This window comes from Streptomyces sp. NPDC057438 (assembly GCF_042802995.1).
Classification (GTDB): Bacteria; Actinomycetota; Actinomycetes; order Streptomycetales; family Streptomycetaceae; genus Streptomyces.
Window position 1 is genome coordinate 1 of the sequence record NZ_JBHVDD010000012.1, and the last position, 14,440, is coordinate 14,440.

Sequence of the window (14,440 nt, forward strand, 5' to 3'; positions counted from 1 at the left end):
GCCCGTACGGGCCGGTCGAGTCGGTTACCGGCCGCCGGACCGGTAACCGACGTCCGGTGGGTCGGGTCAGTTGGTGAAGACCGTCGCGCCGCCCTGGTCGGCGTCGGTGACGGGCGAGTACTTCGCCGTGAAGTAACCGGTGGCGAAGCACAGGGACGAGCCGGACGTCTTGGTGAACGGCTGGGCGGTGAAGTTGATGCTGTTGTCGTCGTTGCTGGAGGTGCCGGTGATGCTGGCGGCCTGGTAGACGCAGTTGATGGTGCCCAGCAGGGTGCGCAGCACGACGGTGGTCTGCAGGACCGAACCGGCCGACGGGGTGACCGTGACGACGCCGTCCGAGGTCACGGCGGTGGTGTACGGCAGGTTGTTGACCGTGACGCTGTTGACGCCGGTGACACCGAAGACGTTGCTGGTGCAGTTGCCGAAGGTGTGGGCGTCGACCCGCTCGGTGGCGGTGCCGGGCGCGGCCGGGTTGTCCGTGACGGTGGCGGTGAAGGTCGAGGCGGCACAGTTGACGCCGCTCGTGCCCGTCGCGCTGGAGTAGAACTTGCCGGTCGTGCCGGCCGCCAGCGAGGCGTTGAGCACGTCGCCGACCGCGACGGCGTCACCGGCGGGGCCGCCGGTGGTGAGCACGGTGTCGGCGGCGGAGGCGGGGCTGACGGCCGACACCATCAGGGCGGCGGTACCGGCGGCGAGGGCAAGGAGGGATCGCGTACGCATGGGGGTGCCTCTTCTCATGAAGTGAGGCCGCGGGTGACGGCTCTCGGAAGGTGCGGGTGACAGCCCTCAGGAAGCGGGCTGGACAGAGGGCGCGAGGTGACACCGTTCGCGCGGGGATGACGCGGCGATGCCGCAGGGCGCCGTACGGTCGCTGCCGATCCGTGGCACGCCTTCTCCGTACGTGACGGATCGACAGCGACAGCCGGGGTCCGGACACGGCCCAGTGGAGGGGAAGGCGACCGTGCCCGGCACCGCGGCGAAGGGTGGTGCTGCGTCGGGCCGCGCAGCGATCAGGTGGTACCACCCACACCCCGCCTGCGACGGGGAGTTCGGGACGGTGGCATGCGCTGCGCGTCGGATCCGGCGCCACGGATCCGTGGGGGAAACCCCGATGAGTTGTAGACCTGAGGAAGAGTCAACGTCAAGGCGTCGTAGGCAAGTTGTCGTGCTTGCTCACTCCGGGGTTGGCCGAAATTCGAGGGCCGGTGAGGGTAAAACCAAAGGTGAGAGATGTTCACGTTTCACAGGGGCGGCACAACCAACATCCTTTTGCCACAAGCGCCTTGACCCTTGAAAGTAACCACCGGTAACTTCCCAAATGGCTACTGCGGCGTAGCAAGTAAGCCCTTGCACCTACGGGAGGTGCGTCGAGTGTTGCGCCGCAACCGGTGTCCGCGCCAGGACAACGTGCCGTCGAAGCCCCACCTGCAATGACATGGAAGTCCAGGGAGCACACATGGCCTCGTCCTCGGACGCCACGGCGTCCACCAACGAAAGACCCGAGGGTCCCGAAGCGTCCGGAAGACGCGGGCGGGTCCGTCTCAAGCGCGCCGCCGTGATGGCGGTGCCGGCCACGGCGGTCGCCGCGGGTCTGATGATCCTCACCGCGCAGGGCGCACTGGGTGTCCAGTTCGCCATCTCCGGCATGCCGTTCGTGGTCACCGCCGACAAGCTCGAAGGCCAGGGCTTCGCCCAGTTCGGCGCGCTCGACCACATGATCGAGAACAGCCCGAACGAGGGTGACACCGGCGGTCAGGTGCTGGTCGTGACCTCGGTCGTGAAGAACGGCAAGCTCACGAACCTGTGCCAGAGCGTCGACCTGGGCGGCATCCAGCTCGTCCTCACGGCCGGCAACAAGGGCACGCCGGTGAGCGTGAAGAACCTGGCGATCGACTCCGACGACATCTCGGGTGACGCCTCGTTCAACAACATCGAGATCGGCCGGGACTCCAGCACGTTCGACAAGGTCGACCAGCAGGGTCCCCCCGGTGTCTACGGCCAGCAGGCCGACTCGGTCACCATCACCGACCTGTACCAGCACAACTACGCCGCCACCGCGGCCGTCTTCAAGCTCCCCGACCTGCACATGAACTTCACGAGCGGGGGCTGCCCGAAGTGAGCCGATACCGGGAATGGAGGGGACACCGGCCGTTCGCCGGCGGTGTGTTGCTCGCGCTGGGCGGCGCCGAGATCCTGCTGACCATGAAGGCACCCCTGCCGGTCATCCTGAAGATCGGAATGCAGGGTCTGGCGGGTTACCTGCTGCCCTCGCTGATGATCGTGTGCGGGTTGCTGATCCTCTTCAACCCCACTCAGCGGCTGTTCTACTCCATTCTCGGGATCATGCTCTCCCTGGGCACCTGGCTCACGTCCAACATCGGGGGCTTCGTGGTGGGTCTGCTGATGGGGGCCGTGGGCAGCACGATGGCCTTCGGCTGGCTGCCGGACCAGGAACCCCGGCAGAAGCGGTCGGCCAAACGGGCGGCGGCCGAGCAGGGTGAGAAGCACGCCCTGGAGATCGGCTAGTCCACGGCTGTCCGACGTGTGCGGACGGCACGCGGCCCTCACGCGGACACGCGTCGGCCGTAGCGGCCGCTCGCGGTCGTACGGCAGCCGCTCCCGGCCGTGCGCACCTGCTCGCGACCATGCGCGGCCGTCAGGCGGCTGTCCATGAGCGTTCGTTCCCGCGGTTCCCCGCGTCCCCTCAGGTGGGACGCGGGGTTCTGTCGTCTCCCGGCGCCGTGGCGGCCGCCTCGGCCAGGGCCGTGCGCAGGCGTTCCGCGTTCGTCCAGTAGCTGTCATGGGAGAGCGGGACGCGCCAGTAGAGACCGGGGCCCGAGGTACGGCGCGGCGGCGGGACGGCCACATGGCTGCCGCGGCCCAGGACCTGCACGCCGGGCAACTGCCGGCCAGCGGCGTCGCCCGGCGGGACCAGCCAGTACATGATGCCGCCGTAGCCGTCCTCGATGACGGCGCCCGTCTCGTCCCCGAGCGACTCCAGCGCGAGGACGCCGAGGGCGGCCGGCACCCGCACGGCGGACCACCAGCGGCCGGCCGGCACGGTACGGACGTCGCGGCTGTAGGAGCACAACCAGCGCGGGGTCCTGCTGACAGTCATGGCGCTCACCGGCTTTCCATGGGGGTGCGGCCGATCCTAGGAGCGCGCGTCGCACCCGACTTGCGGGTACGCGCAGGGAAGTTGCCGTCGTACGCAGCACCCGGTGCGGGATCTCGCGGGGCGAGGCCGTGGAGCCGTAGCGTGACCGGGCTCGTACGTTGCGCTGTTGGACTCCTTTCGACCGCAGGAGGACCCCTGATGGGCCACCCCAGCCCCCTGGTGATCGACCCGACCGGCCGTGACATCCACGGTGAGGCCGCCCGGATCCGCGAGCGGGGCCCGGCGACCCGGGTCGTGCTCCCGGGGCCGCACGATGTCGAGGCCTGGGCGGTGAGCAGCCCCGATCTGCTCAAGCGGCTGCTGGCCGACCCCCGGGTCTCGAAGGACGCGCGGCAGCACTGGCCGAGGCTGGCCGCCGGGGAGATCACCCCGGAGTGGCCGCTGTTCACCTGGGTCGCCGTGCAGAACATGTTCACCGCGTACGGCGGCGACCACAGGCGGCTGCGGATCCTGGTGTCCAAGGCGCTCACGGCGCGGCGGACGGCCGCGCTGCGGCCGCGTATCGAGGAGATCACCGGGGAGCTCCTCGCCCGTGTCGAGGAGGGTTTCGGGCGCGGCGGGACGGTCGACCTGCGGGAGGAGTTCTGCTACCCGCTGCCGATCCAGGTGATCAGCGAGCTGTTCGGGCTCCCCGAGGAGAAGGGGCTGGTGCTCAAGGAGCTGGTGGACAAGCTGTTCGACACCTCCGCCGAGCCGGGCGAGATGACCGCCGCGTACGAGCGGATGTACGGCGTGCTGGGGGAACTCGTCGCCGCCAAGCGGGAGTCGCCGGGCGACGACCTCACCAGCGGGCTGATCGCCGCCCGCGACGAGGACGACACCCGGCTCAGCGAGCAGGAACTCCTCGACACCCTGGTGCTGGTGGTCAGTGCGGGGCACGAGACCACGGTCAACCTCCTCGACCGCGCCGTGCACTCCCTGCTGGCCCACCCCGAGCAGTTGGCCCATGTCCGGGAGGGCCGCGCGACCTGGGACGACGTGATCGAGGAGACGCTGCGGGTGGAGGCGCCGGTGGCGAACCTGCCGCTGCGCTACGCGGTGGAGGACCTCGACCTCGCCGAGTTCGGGGGCCCCGCGGGGGTGGTGATCGCCCAGGGCGACCCGATCCTGGCCGCCTACGCGGCCGCCGGGCGCGACCCCGAGCGGCACGGGAAGGACGCCGACGTCTTCGACGTCACCCGCGCCGACAAGGAACACCTCGCCTTCGGCCACGGCGTCCACCACTGCCTGGGCGCCCCGCTCGGCCGTCTGGAGGCCCGCATCGCGCTCCCGGCCCTCTTCGCACGCTTCCCCGACCTCGAACTGGGCGCCCCGGAGGAGGAGTTGGGCCACGTGGAGTCCTTCATCTCCAACGGCCACCGCAGGCTGCCGGTCCGCAGGGGCTGACGGGCCCGGCCCGCGACCGGCGAGCCGCCGGCGGCCGTCAGGCCCGGCCGGGCCGCTCGCCTCGCCACCAGGCGAGCACCCGGTTCCGGCCGCTCGTCGGGCGGGCGGGCTCCGGCGGGCGCGGGCCAGGTGTCGCGGGGGCCGGCTCCGGTGCGGGGCGGGCGGGAGCGGTGGTGGCGGCGAGGGCAGGGGCTGGCGGGAACGTCACCGGCAGTGCGGCCAGGGCCCGGTGGAAGGGTCCGGGGCGCCACTCCAACGTCTCCGCGGGTACGGCGAGTTCGATGTCCGGCAGGCGGTCGAGGAGCTTCTCGACCGCCACCGACGCGATCAGCCGGGCCTCGCTCCGGGCGGGGCAGTTGTGCGGACCGGCGCTCCACGCCAGATGGGCCCGGTTGCCCGTCCGCCGATCGCTGCTGAGGGCCGGGTCGGTGTTGGCGGCGGCCAGCGAGACGACGACCGGGTCGCCGGCCCGCAGCAGGGCGCCCTCGTGGAGCACGTCCCGCTTCGGGTAGTGCACGGCGTAGTTGGCCATCGGCGGGTCGGTCCACAGCACCTCGTCGAGGGCGTCCTCGACGGGGAGGCTGCCGCCGGACAGGTCACCGGCGAAGCGGTCGTCGGAGAGCAGCAGGCGCAGGGCGTTGGCGATGAGGTTCTGCTGCGGTTCGGTGCCCGCGCCCATGAGGAGGACGAGGGTGTGGATCATCTCCTCGTCGGTGAGCTTCGCCGGGTGCAGGGTGAGCCACGAGGTCACGTCCGGCCCGGGCCGCTTCCGCTTCAGCGTGACCAGTTCGAAGAGCGTGGCGGTGAGCAGCGCGTCGGCGCGTTCGGCGTCCACCCCGTCGAAGATGGCGGACATGCCCTCGACCAGCTTGACCCCCAGCTCGGCCGGGCAGCCGAAGAGGTGGTTGAAGACGAGCAGGGGCAGGACCTGGGCGTATTCGCCGAGGAGGTCCGCACCGCCGGTCGGCGCGAGCCGGTCGATGAGGGTGTCGGCACTGTGCTCGACGTAGCCGCGCAGGGTGTGGGGCTCGACCCGGGCGAGACTGTCGGTGATGGCGCCGCGCAGCCTTTGGTGCTCCTCGCCGTCGGAGAACAGGGCGTTGGGCCGGTACATCATCATCGGGACGACCGGGCTGTCCGGGGGGACCGTGCCGTCGCCGAGGTCGTTCCAGCGGCGCGCGTCCTTGGCGAAGGTCTCCGTGCCGCGCAGCACGTGCAGCGCGGCGTCGTAGGAGGTGACGAGGGTGGCCCGGACACCGGGGGCCAGCTCGACCGGCGCGGTGGGGCCGTGCGCGCGTGCCCGCCGGTAGAACGCGGCCGGGTCGGCGGCGAACTCCGGGCCGTACATGGGCTGGTGGGCCGGGCAGCCGGGAGGTGGCGCGGGCGTGGGCGGGACGGTCACGCGGGCTCCAGTTCGGTCTCGGTCTCGCGGCTCAGCAGATACTCGACGAGCGCGATCAGCGCCCGGGTGGAGGAGTCCTGGTCGCGGGCGTCGCAGCGCACCAGCGGGGTCTCGTCGAGCAGGTCGAGCGCCTCGCGCACCTCGTCCAGCCCGTGCACGGGCGCGCCGTCGAAGTCGTTGACGGCGACCGCGTACGGCAGGCCGATGTCCTCCAGGACGCCCATCACGTCGAAGGAGTGGGACAGCCGCCGGGTGTCGGCGAGGACGAGCGCGCCGAGTGCGCCGCGGGTCATGTCCCGCCAGAGCCGCGTGAAGCGCTGCTGTCCGGGCGCGCCGAACAGGTAGAGCACCAGGGAGTCGTCGAGGGTGAGCCGGCCGAAGTCCATGGCGACCGTGGTGGTGGTCTTGTCGCGGGTGCCGGCCAGGTCGTCGACCAGGGCGCCGGCCTCGGTCAGCACCTCCTCGGTGCGCAGCGGCCGGATCTCGGAGAGCGTGCCGACGAACGTGGTCTTGCCGACCGCGAAGTGACCGACGACGAGTAGCTTGGCCGCCGTCCGTACCGTCGGCCGCAGGTAGACGTCGTCAGAGGCGGGCGCGGAGCCCATCGAGGACCTCCTGGAGGATTCTGGCGTCGGACGGCCGGGCGGCCGGGACCGGGGCGCGGGTGACGATGTGGCCGCTGTCCATGAGGTCGGCGACCAGCACCTTGGTCACGCTGACCGGCAGCGACAGCCGGCCGGCGACCTCGGCGAGGGAGAGGGCGCCGGGACGGCACAGCTCCGTGACCCGGCGGGACTCGGGGGTGAGACCGGACGGCGGCAGGTCTCCGGTGGCGATCAGCAGGGTGACCAGGTCGAGGGTGTTGCGGCTCGGGTGGGCACGGCCGCCGGTGACGACGTAGGCCCGCACGAGCCGTTCCGCCGGCCGGCGGCGGGCCGTCATGCCCTGCTTCCCGTGTCCAGCCTCGCCGGGCTGGACAGCTCCTTGCCGAGCCGGTCCACGAGCTTGTGCATGCGGTACGTCACCGACTCCATGTCGACCTCGTCGCCGGTGGACACCGCGAGGTAGGCGCCCTCGCCGGCCGCGACGAGGAAGACGTAGCCGTGCCCGAACTCGATCAGGGTCTGGCGCCAGGGGCTCTCCGAGGGGCCGCAGAACTCGGCGGTGCTACGGCTGATCGACTGGAGTCCGGAGAGTCCGGCGGCGAGCCGCTCAGCGTCGTCGCGGTCGATGCCGGCGGAGTGGGCGCGGAGCATGCCGTCGGCGGAGAGCAGGATGGCGTGGCGGGCCTCGGGCACCTTCAGCACGTCGTCGAGCATCCAGCCCAGCTCGTTCTTCGTGGGCTCGATCATGCGTGGGGGGTCCCTTCGTCTTCGTGGGGGGTGGGGTGCCCGGTGTCGGCGGCGGTGTCGGGGACGTACTCGTCCTCGTCGAGGATGCGTCCCGCCGCCCGGCCGAAGCGGGTGCCGCGGGCGAAGGCGCCCATGATGCGGGCGTTCTCCTCGGGTGAGCGGCCGGGCCTCGCCTCGGCGGCGGGCTCCGGCCGCGGCTCGGGGGCGGCCGTGCGCCCGGGGGTGCGCCGACGGCGCCTGGGCAGCCCGCCCTCGGTGGTGCCCGCGAGGGTGTCCTCGGGGGCGGGCCCGGGGGTGCCGTTCGCGGCAGGGACCGGCCGGGGGGCGGGCCCGGCCGCGGGTGTCGCGGTCGTGGGTGTCGGGGCGGCCGGTGCTTCCGGGGCGGCGGGCTCCGGCTGGGTGAGCAGCGCGGTGGGCAGGAAGGCGACGGCGCGGACGCCGCCGTACGGCGAGCGGGTGTCCACGGAGACGGTGAACCCGTAGCGCCGGGCGAGCACTCCGATGACGGCGAAGCCGAACTGGGGCGGGTCGCCGAGGCGGGTGACGTCCACCTCGCCGTGGCCGCCGAGCAGCCGGGTGGCGCGTCCCACGGCGTGGGCGTCCATGCCGACACCCGCGTCGTCGATGACGACGCACGCGCCGTTGTGCACGTGCTGGACGTCGACCTCGACCGTGGTGTGGGGCTGCGAGTGGCGGGCGGCGTTGTCGAGCAGTTCGGCGACGGCGAGGACGACGGGTTCGACGGCGCGGCTCACCACGGCGATGCCGACCTGGCCGTGGACGCGGACGCGCCGGTAGTCGCGGATGCGCGAGGTGGCGCCCCGGACGACCTCCACGAGCGGGGAGGTGGCGCGCTGCCGCCCCGGCCAGGAGCCGCAGAGGACGGCGACGGCCTGGGCTCGGCGGCCGAACTGGGCGTTGGCGTGGTCGACTTCGAGGAGGTCGCGCAGCACGTCGGGGTCGTCGTGCCGGTCCTGCATCTCGGAGATGGAGACCTGCTGCTCGCTGGCGAGGGCCTGGATCGCGCGCATGGACGCCTTGAGGGCGGCCTTGGCCGACTGGTCGGCACGGGTCCGCGCGTGCTCGACGGCCCCGGTGAAGCGGGTCAGCACCTCGTCGAGGCTCTTGCCGAAGTCGGTGTCGGCGAGCCGCGGGTCGAGCGGTCCGACGGCGGGGACGGTCCGGCCGGAGGGATCGGCGAGGGCCGGCAGGCGGACCGTGACCAGATGGCGCAGCTCCTCCTCCCGGGCCCGCATGTCCTCGGCCAGGACGGCGTTCCTTCCGCGCTGCCGCCGGGTGATCCCCCACTGGCGCAGCAGGAGCACGGCGGTGGCGAGCAGGGCGGCCGCGAGCGTCCAGGTCACCGCCTGCCCTATCGGTTCGGTCATGAAGTACGAGTCCTTACGTCCTCAAGCCCCCTGCGTCGGCCGACGGATGGGGGACGGCGGACGGGAGTCGACGGAACGCCCGACGCTAGCGGCGGGTACGCGCGGGTGCTTTCCGTGGCGCGCACGGAAGTTGTCACAGGGCGCACGAGTGGCGCGAGGGGCACGGGGGAAGCCGCGACTCTTCCGACGGCACGGTCGGCCACCGCCCGCCCGCGCCACGGCAACCGCTTGCCACGCTAGGGTGCCCTCCGGGTTCGACCGGCCGGTAACTACCTTTGATCGCTCGGAGATTGAAGATTTACTCGCCGGAATCCGTAAAGGACCACAGGCAGGCGTTCGGGGGCCGGCAGCAGGGAGGAGCGGCGTTGCCCGCGGGAAGTTACAGCGTCGAGGCGCTGACCACCGAGGAGGTGAACCCGCGCGAGCGTGCCGACTTCTGGACCGAGCGGATCGGCTCGTACCAGTCCCGGATGGGCTTCGGGTACGCCCGGGCCGACGACTTCCGCGGCGAGACCGTCCGCCAGCGCACCGACACCTACCAGTTGGTGAAGTACCGGTCCGACGAGATCGAGTACACCCGCACGACGCGCCAGGTGCGCCGGGACCCGGACGAGGACTACCGGCTGCTGCTGCCCACGAACGGCGAGATCATCCTGCGGCAGGACGGCGGCGAGGCCCGGCTGACCCCGGGCACCGCGGCGCTGGTCACCTTCGCGGCGCCCTTCCAGTGCCTGCAGAGCGACGCCATCGACGCGTTCATCCTCACGATCCCGGCCCGCGAGGTGGACGGGCGGCTGGGCACCAGGTCGCCGGTGGCCAGCGGCCTGGACCTCACGACCGGCCTCGGCCGGATCGTCGGCTCGATGCTGACCGGGCTGCACGAGGAGCGGGAGCACCTCTCCGACGCCGAGTTCGACGCCGTCTCGGACCGGGTGGTGGAGCTGGTGTGCATGCTCACCGCCGGCGACGACCGCCCCGACGCCCCGGGACAGCTGGGCGAGGTGGAGACCATGGTCCGCCGCTATGTGCGCGACCACGTGGCCGACCCCGGCCTCACGGGTACGACGGTGGCGCGGGCCCTCGGCTGGTCGCTGCGCCAGATCCAGCTGGCCCTGCAGAAGGCGGGGACCACTCCCCGGGAGCTGATCCGCGAGGAGCGGCTGCGCCTGGTCCGGGCCCGGCTGCTGTGCGCGGAGTGCGCGCACATGACGATCACGGATCTCGCCCACTCCGCCGGTTTCTCGTCCGCGAGCGCCCTCAGCACGGCCTTCCGCCGACGCTACGACGTCAGCCCGCGGGAGATGCGCCAGAGCACACGTCAGCCCAACTGCCGGTGAACTCGCTGGAGTTCGGCGAAAAACATGCGGCAGGCCCGGTTCCCGAACAGGGTGTCACATCAGCCCGACCCGCCGTTCGATTGAAGTATAAAGCTTAGTCAAAGCATGTCCGTGCCCCGGTCTCCCCCACTTTCCGGGCCCGCCGGTGTGAATGTTCCCCGGGTACGCGGTGCGCGCTTCGTGCGATCGAACCCGTTCCGCGCCCGATTCCGCATGACACAGCCGAAGTTGACACGAGACAGCATGGCGCCGGAATGGCGTGAACTGTGCGCCGCGCACGCTCCCGACGGACCCGCGGGACAAGGAATCCGCAGGTGGCCCGCCGCCCGGCGGCCGTCTTTCACAGCCTGACGGGGACCGTGGCCGGGGTGTGAAGAACTGCTGCGGCACCTCCTCGTGAATTGACGGTAGAAAGGCGTCACAGACCCTTGCCGTCACTGACGGCCACTCAGGTGACAGACCTCCTCGGAGCGTCCAGGACCGCTGGTCAGCTGGTTGACGTTCTTCGCTACTCTGTCGCGTACTGGCTGATCGAGAGGACTCCGATGCCTGAACCCCCGCCCTTCGCAGCGACCCCGGAACGCGGTCGTACGGACGCGACGGCTCCCCCGTCCCGTCACCGGCACGGAAAGTCCGGGGCGTCGGATTCCGCGAACTCCTCCGCAGTGCAGCCACGGTTGACCCGCCTCGCCGTCCTGCCCGCCGCTTTCATGGCCGGAATATCCACCGCCGTCACCGGCACGGTCCTGCGGCTGCAGGAGGGCACGGCCGACGGCGCCACCTGGGGGGTGCTGGCGGGCGGCGCGGTCCTCGGGTGCGGCTGCCTGGTCGGTGCCGTGCGGGCGGCCAGGTCACGGGCCAGGTCCGATGCCAAGCGCGCCGAGTCGCTGCGGCAGACCATCACGACCGGCAACTGGGCCCTCGAAGAGGACCTGACCCGGCTCAAGCGCGGCGAGCCCCTGCTCTCGCGCGGGTTCGCCTACCAGGCGTCGCGTGCCGAAGACCCGTACCAGAAGCTGGAGTACGACGTCACGGAGGCCCAGCACCGGGCGCGGGAGGCCCTCGTCTGGGCGGCGAGCCACTTCCAGGCCGCCTCCGACGACAACAGCGACAAGGTCGAGGTCTTCGTCAACCTGGCCCGCCGGCTGCAGTCGCTGGTCCACCGCACCATCCGCGAACTGGACGACCTGGAGAACCAGGTCGAGGATCCGGACCTGCTCCGGCGCATCTTCGGCATCGACCACCTGGCCACCCGAATACGCAGGCACGCCGAGAACCTCGCCGTGCTCGGCGGAGCGATCTCCCGTCGTCAGTGGACCAACCCGGTGACCCTGACCGAGGTGCTGCGGTCCTCCATCGCCGAGGTCGAGCAGTACTCCCGCGTCAAGCTGGTGCCGCCCATCGAGGGCACCCTGCGCGGCCACGCGGTCGCCGACGTCATCCACCTGCTGGCCGAGCTGGTCGAGAACGCCACCATGTTCTCCCACCCCGACACCCAGATCCTCCTGCGCTCCCGCCGGGTGACCGCCGGCATCGCCATCGAGGTCGAGGACCGCGGCCTGGGCATCCCCCAGGAGGACCAGGACCGGATCAACACGCTGCTCGCGGACCCGGCCCGCATCGACGTCGCCAAACTGCTCGCCGACGGCCGGATCGGGCTGTTCGTGGTCTCGTCCCTGGCCCGCAGGCACGGCATCGCGGTCCAGCTGCAGGGCAACATCTACGGCGGCGTCCAGGCCGTCCTGGTGCTCCCGCAGGGGCTGCTGGGCGAGGAGGAGGGGCACACCCCCGTCCAGGCGCCCGTCCAGCCACCGGTCCAGGCACGCCCCGCCGCACCCCACCCGGTGCAGGCGCCCGCGCCCCACCCGGTGCAGGCGCCCGCGCCCGCCTGGGAGGCCCGGTCGCACGGGACGCCGCCCGGCGCCGTCCCGTCGCACGCGGCTCCCCCGGTTCCCGCCCCCATCCACGCCGGTCCCCCGGCCGGTGTGCAGCAGCGTGCGGCCGCCCCCGTGCCGCCGTCGACGGCCGCCCGGCACGAGCGGTCGCAGCCCGTCTCCGGCGCACGGTCCGAGTACCGGCCCTCGCCCGGCTACGAGGGTCCGGGGTCCGGCGGGTCCGCCCGGCCCGTCCTGCCCAAGCGCCGTGCGATGGAACACCTGGCGCCCGAGCTGCGCCAGGGACCCCCCGCGCGTCCCGAGACCCACGAGCAGGACCTCAACTTCAGTCCCGGCCTCCTGGCCGGTATCAACCGAGGCTTCGGTCTCGCCGGCGCGACCTCCGACGCGATCCCCGTCGACGACGCGCGCTGGGCCCCGCCCCGATCGCAAGGAGAAGATCCCCACCATGGTGAGCGATAGCCACCCCACCGGACAGAACATCGACTGGCTGCTGGACAACCTCAAGAAGACCGTCCCCGGCACCCGGCAGGTCCTGTTGCTGTCGTCCGACGGCTTGAGCAAGGCTCATGTGGATCTGAGCACCGACGACGCCGACCGGCTGGCCGCGATAGCCTCCGGACTCAACTCCCTGGGCCGTTCCTTCGGCCACGACAGGGTGCTGGGCAACGGCGGCACCGTCCGTCAGGTCATCGTCGAACTGCACAACGGCATCCTCATCGTGGCCTCGGCGGGCCACGGCGCCGTACTGGCGGTCACCGCGGACGCGACCACGCACACCGAGACGCTCGGCTACGAGATGGGCATGCTGATCCGGGCGGTGCAGCCGTTCCTCGCCACGCCGGCCCGTCGCCCCAACGCGCCGTCCGGCGCGGGGATGTGACGTGATGACGGACGAGCTGTTCCTGGACGAGGAGGCCGGACGCTTAGTCCGGCCGTTCACCGTCAGCAACGGGCGCACTCGACCCTCGACGTCGTTCGACCTGCTCACCCTGGTGATGGCGACCGGAGTCCGGCCGGCCGCCGACCTCGGCCCCGACCACGATCTGGTGCTCGGCCTGTGCCTCAGGCCGGTGCCGGTGGTCGAGGTGGCCGCGCGGATGAACCTCCCGATCGCCGTCACCAAAGTCCTGTTGTCCGACCTGGTGCAGCACGAGGCGCTCACCGCACGGGCGCCCCGTGCGGTCGAGGCGGCCTCCGCCGCCAACCGAAATGTTTTGGAGGCGGTGCTCAATGGCCTACGCGCACGGCTCTGACCCCTTCCCGACCGCCCTGAAGATCCTCGTGGCGGGAGGGTTCGGGGTGGGCAAGACGACCTTCGTGGGGGCGGTCAGCGAGATCGCTCCGCTGAGCACCGAGGAGGTCATCACCACGGCCAGTGTCCGCACCGACAGTCTCGACGGGGTGGAGGAGAAGTCCACCACCACCGTGGCCATGGACTTCGGCCGGATCACCCTCGACTCGGAGCACGTCCTGTACCTGTTCGGCACCCCCGGGCAGGAACGGTTCTGGTTCATGTGGGACGAGCTGTCCGACGGGGCGCTGGGCGCGGTGGTGCTCGCCGACACCCGCCGCCTCGACGCCTGCTTCCCCGCGGTGGACTTCTTCGAGGTGCGCGGGATCCCGTTCGTGGTGGGGGTGAACGAGTTCGACGGGGCGTACCAGTACTCCGTCGAGGAGGTGCGCGACGCCATCGGTCTCAAGTCCAACGCGCCGATCGTGTTCTGCGACGCCCGGCACTGCAGCTCCGGCACGGGTGTGCTCGTCGAACTCGTGCAGCATTTGCTCGGCATGACACCCGGTGTGGCGACGTACGAACCACCCGTGCTCCGTTGATACTTCTCCAACTCGGCCTACCGCGAACGGAGTTCCGATGAACAGCCCCTATTCCTCCTATGAGCCGCCGCTCGACCGGCTGCTCCTCACCCCCGAGGACCCGGCCGGCCCGCAGCGCGCCGCCCGGCTCGCCCAGCTGGGGCTCGCCAACACCCCCAGGGCCGAGTTCGACGCCTTCGCGCGCCGGCTGGCGCTGGAGCTGGACGCGCCGTACGCGATGGTCAACTTCGTGGACGACAAGCGCCAGTTCTTCGCCGGGCTCTACACGCCGGACGCCGGGCCCGTGAACATCGCGCAGGGACTGGTGAGCGAGAGCTCGATGAGCCGGGAGATGCGCCTGGACCACGGGTTCTGCCCGCACACCGTCAAGCGGACCGCGGCGCTGGTGCTCGACGACGTCTGCGACTACCCGCGGTTCGCGGGCAACCCGGTCGTGGACGAGATCGGCATCCGCTCCTACATGGGCGCGCCGCTGGTCGACACGCTGGCGGGGATGAACCTCGGCACGATCTGCGTCGTCGACACCGACTCCCGCACCTGGGGCCGGCAGCGGCTGGAGATCATCAAGCACATGGCCCAGGAGATGTCCGACCAGATCCACTCCATCGCCTCGGGCCGCTGAGCCCCGACCGGACGCCGCCGGTCCACCGGGTCGAGGACGTTCAC

At 71.6% G+C, this 14,440-nt stretch carries 16 protein-coding genes; 9 read left to right on the forward strand and 7 right to left on the reverse strand.

Annotation, left to right across the window (positions count from 1 at the left end):
* Positions 1 to 66 precede the first annotated feature (66 nt).
* Positions 67 to 720: a Tat pathway signal sequence domain protein gene (locus ACFU5F_RS09765; protein ID WP_383884465.1), complete on the reverse strand. Its 654-nt coding sequence runs from the start codon at positions 718 to 720 to the stop codon at positions 67 to 69.
* 736 nt (positions 721 to 1,456) lie between these two features.
* On the opposite strand from ACFU5F_RS09765, the gene ACFU5F_RS09770 reads away from it, so the two are divergent.
* Together ACFU5F_RS09770 and ACFU5F_RS09775 are read left to right on the forward strand one after the other, a co-directional pair.
* On the forward strand, positions 1,457 to 2,119 hold the full coding sequence (locus tag ACFU5F_RS09770; RefSeq protein WP_318813652.1) for a DUF6230 family protein: 663 nt from the start codon (positions 1,457 to 1,459) through the stop codon (positions 2,117 to 2,119).
* Positions 2,116 to 2,526, forward strand: coding sequence for a DUF6114 domain-containing protein (locus ACFU5F_RS09775; RefSeq protein WP_383884469.1), 411 nt, complete (start codon positions 2,116 to 2,118; stop codon positions 2,524 to 2,526). The genes ACFU5F_RS09770 and ACFU5F_RS09775 overlap by 4 nt, the downstream gene beginning before the upstream one ends.
* Positions 2,527 to 2,704: 178 nt before the next feature.
* Here the strand turns inward: ACFU5F_RS09775 and ACFU5F_RS09780 are convergent, their stop codons facing one another.
* Positions 2,705 to 3,118 (reverse strand): hypothetical protein, encoded by a 414-nt coding sequence (locus ACFU5F_RS09780; protein WP_383884738.1) that lies wholly within the window; start codon positions 3,116 to 3,118, stop codon positions 2,705 to 2,707.
* Positions 3,119 to 3,316: 198 nt separating this feature from the next.
* Here ACFU5F_RS09780 and ACFU5F_RS09785 point away from each other — a divergent pair, with 198 nt between their 5' ends.
* On the forward strand, positions 3,317 to 4,564 hold the full coding sequence (locus ACFU5F_RS09785; protein WP_383884471.1) for a cytochrome P450: 1,248 nt from the start codon (positions 3,317 to 3,319) through the stop codon (positions 4,562 to 4,564).
* A 37-nt stretch (positions 4,565 to 4,601) separates the two neighbouring features.
* On the opposite strand, the gene ACFU5F_RS09790 is transcribed toward ACFU5F_RS09785, so the two are convergent.
* From ACFU5F_RS09790 to ACFU5F_RS09810, 5 genes are read right to left on the reverse strand one after another with little or no spacing between them, the layout of a single operon-like run.
* Positions 4,602 to 5,912 carry a cytochrome P450 gene (locus ACFU5F_RS09790; protein ID WP_383884741.1) on the reverse strand — a complete coding sequence of 437 codons (1,311 nt, stop codon included), beginning with the start codon at positions 5,910 to 5,912 and terminating at the stop codon, positions 4,602 to 4,604.
* 50 nt (positions 5,913 to 5,962) lie between these two features.
* A complete protein-coding gene (locus ACFU5F_RS09795; RefSeq protein ID WP_383884473.1) occupies positions 5,963 to 6,571 on the reverse strand; it encodes an ATP/GTP-binding protein in 609 nt (202 codons plus the stop codon).
* Entirely contained in the window at positions 6,549 to 6,908 is a 360-nt protein-coding gene (locus ACFU5F_RS09800) for a DUF742 domain-containing protein (protein WP_383884475.1), read from the reverse strand. The genes ACFU5F_RS09795 and ACFU5F_RS09800 overlap by 23 nt, the downstream gene beginning before the upstream one ends.
* Complete coding sequence (locus ACFU5F_RS09805; protein WP_383884478.1) at positions 6,905 to 7,318, reverse strand: roadblock/LC7 domain-containing protein; 414 nt, start codon at positions 7,316 to 7,318, stop codon at positions 6,905 to 6,907. The genes ACFU5F_RS09800 and ACFU5F_RS09805 overlap by 4 nt, the downstream gene beginning before the upstream one ends.
* Positions 7,315 to 8,706, reverse strand: coding sequence for an ATP-binding protein (locus ACFU5F_RS09810; RefSeq protein WP_383884481.1), 1,392 nt, complete (start codon positions 8,704 to 8,706; stop codon positions 7,315 to 7,317). The genes ACFU5F_RS09805 and ACFU5F_RS09810 overlap by 4 nt, the downstream gene beginning before the upstream one ends.
* Positions 8,707 to 9,071: 365 nt before the next feature.
* On the opposite strand from ACFU5F_RS09810, the gene ACFU5F_RS09815 reads away from it, so the two are divergent.
* The 6 genes from ACFU5F_RS09815 to ACFU5F_RS09840 all read left to right on the forward strand — a co-directional run bounded on the left by ACFU5F_RS09815 (position 9,072) and on the right by ACFU5F_RS09840 (position 14,396).
* Positions 9,072 to 10,043, forward strand: a complete 972-nt coding sequence (locus ACFU5F_RS09815; protein ID WP_383884484.1) for a helix-turn-helix domain-containing protein — start codon at positions 9,072 to 9,074, stop codon at positions 10,041 to 10,043.
* 545 nt (positions 10,044 to 10,588) lie between these two features.
* Positions 10,589 to 12,400, forward strand: a complete 1,812-nt coding sequence (locus tag ACFU5F_RS09820; protein WP_383884487.1) for an ATP-binding protein — start codon at positions 10,589 to 10,591, stop codon at positions 12,398 to 12,400.
* Positions 12,387 to 12,821, forward strand: coding sequence for a roadblock/LC7 domain-containing protein (locus ACFU5F_RS09825; RefSeq protein ID WP_012999870.1), 435 nt, complete (start codon positions 12,387 to 12,389; stop codon positions 12,819 to 12,821). Before ACFU5F_RS09820 ends, ACFU5F_RS09825 begins: the two co-directional genes overlap by 14 nt.
* Before the next feature lie 4 nt (positions 12,822 to 12,825).
* Positions 12,826 to 13,194 carry a DUF742 domain-containing protein gene (locus tag ACFU5F_RS09830; protein ID WP_012999871.1) on the forward strand — a complete coding sequence of 123 codons (369 nt, stop codon included), beginning with the start codon at positions 12,826 to 12,828 and terminating at the stop codon, positions 13,192 to 13,194.
* Positions 13,172 to 13,774 carry an ATP/GTP-binding protein gene (locus tag ACFU5F_RS09835; RefSeq protein ID WP_059079807.1) on the forward strand — a complete coding sequence of 201 codons (603 nt, stop codon included), beginning with the start codon at positions 13,172 to 13,174 and terminating at the stop codon, positions 13,772 to 13,774. The genes ACFU5F_RS09830 and ACFU5F_RS09835 overlap by 23 nt, the downstream gene beginning before the upstream one ends.
* A 37-nt stretch (positions 13,775 to 13,811) precedes the next feature.
* Positions 13,812 to 14,396, forward strand: coding sequence for a GAF domain-containing protein (locus tag ACFU5F_RS09840; protein ID WP_383884491.1), 585 nt, complete (start codon positions 13,812 to 13,814; stop codon positions 14,394 to 14,396).
* The last annotated feature ends 44 nt before the right edge of the window (positions 14,397 to 14,440 follow it).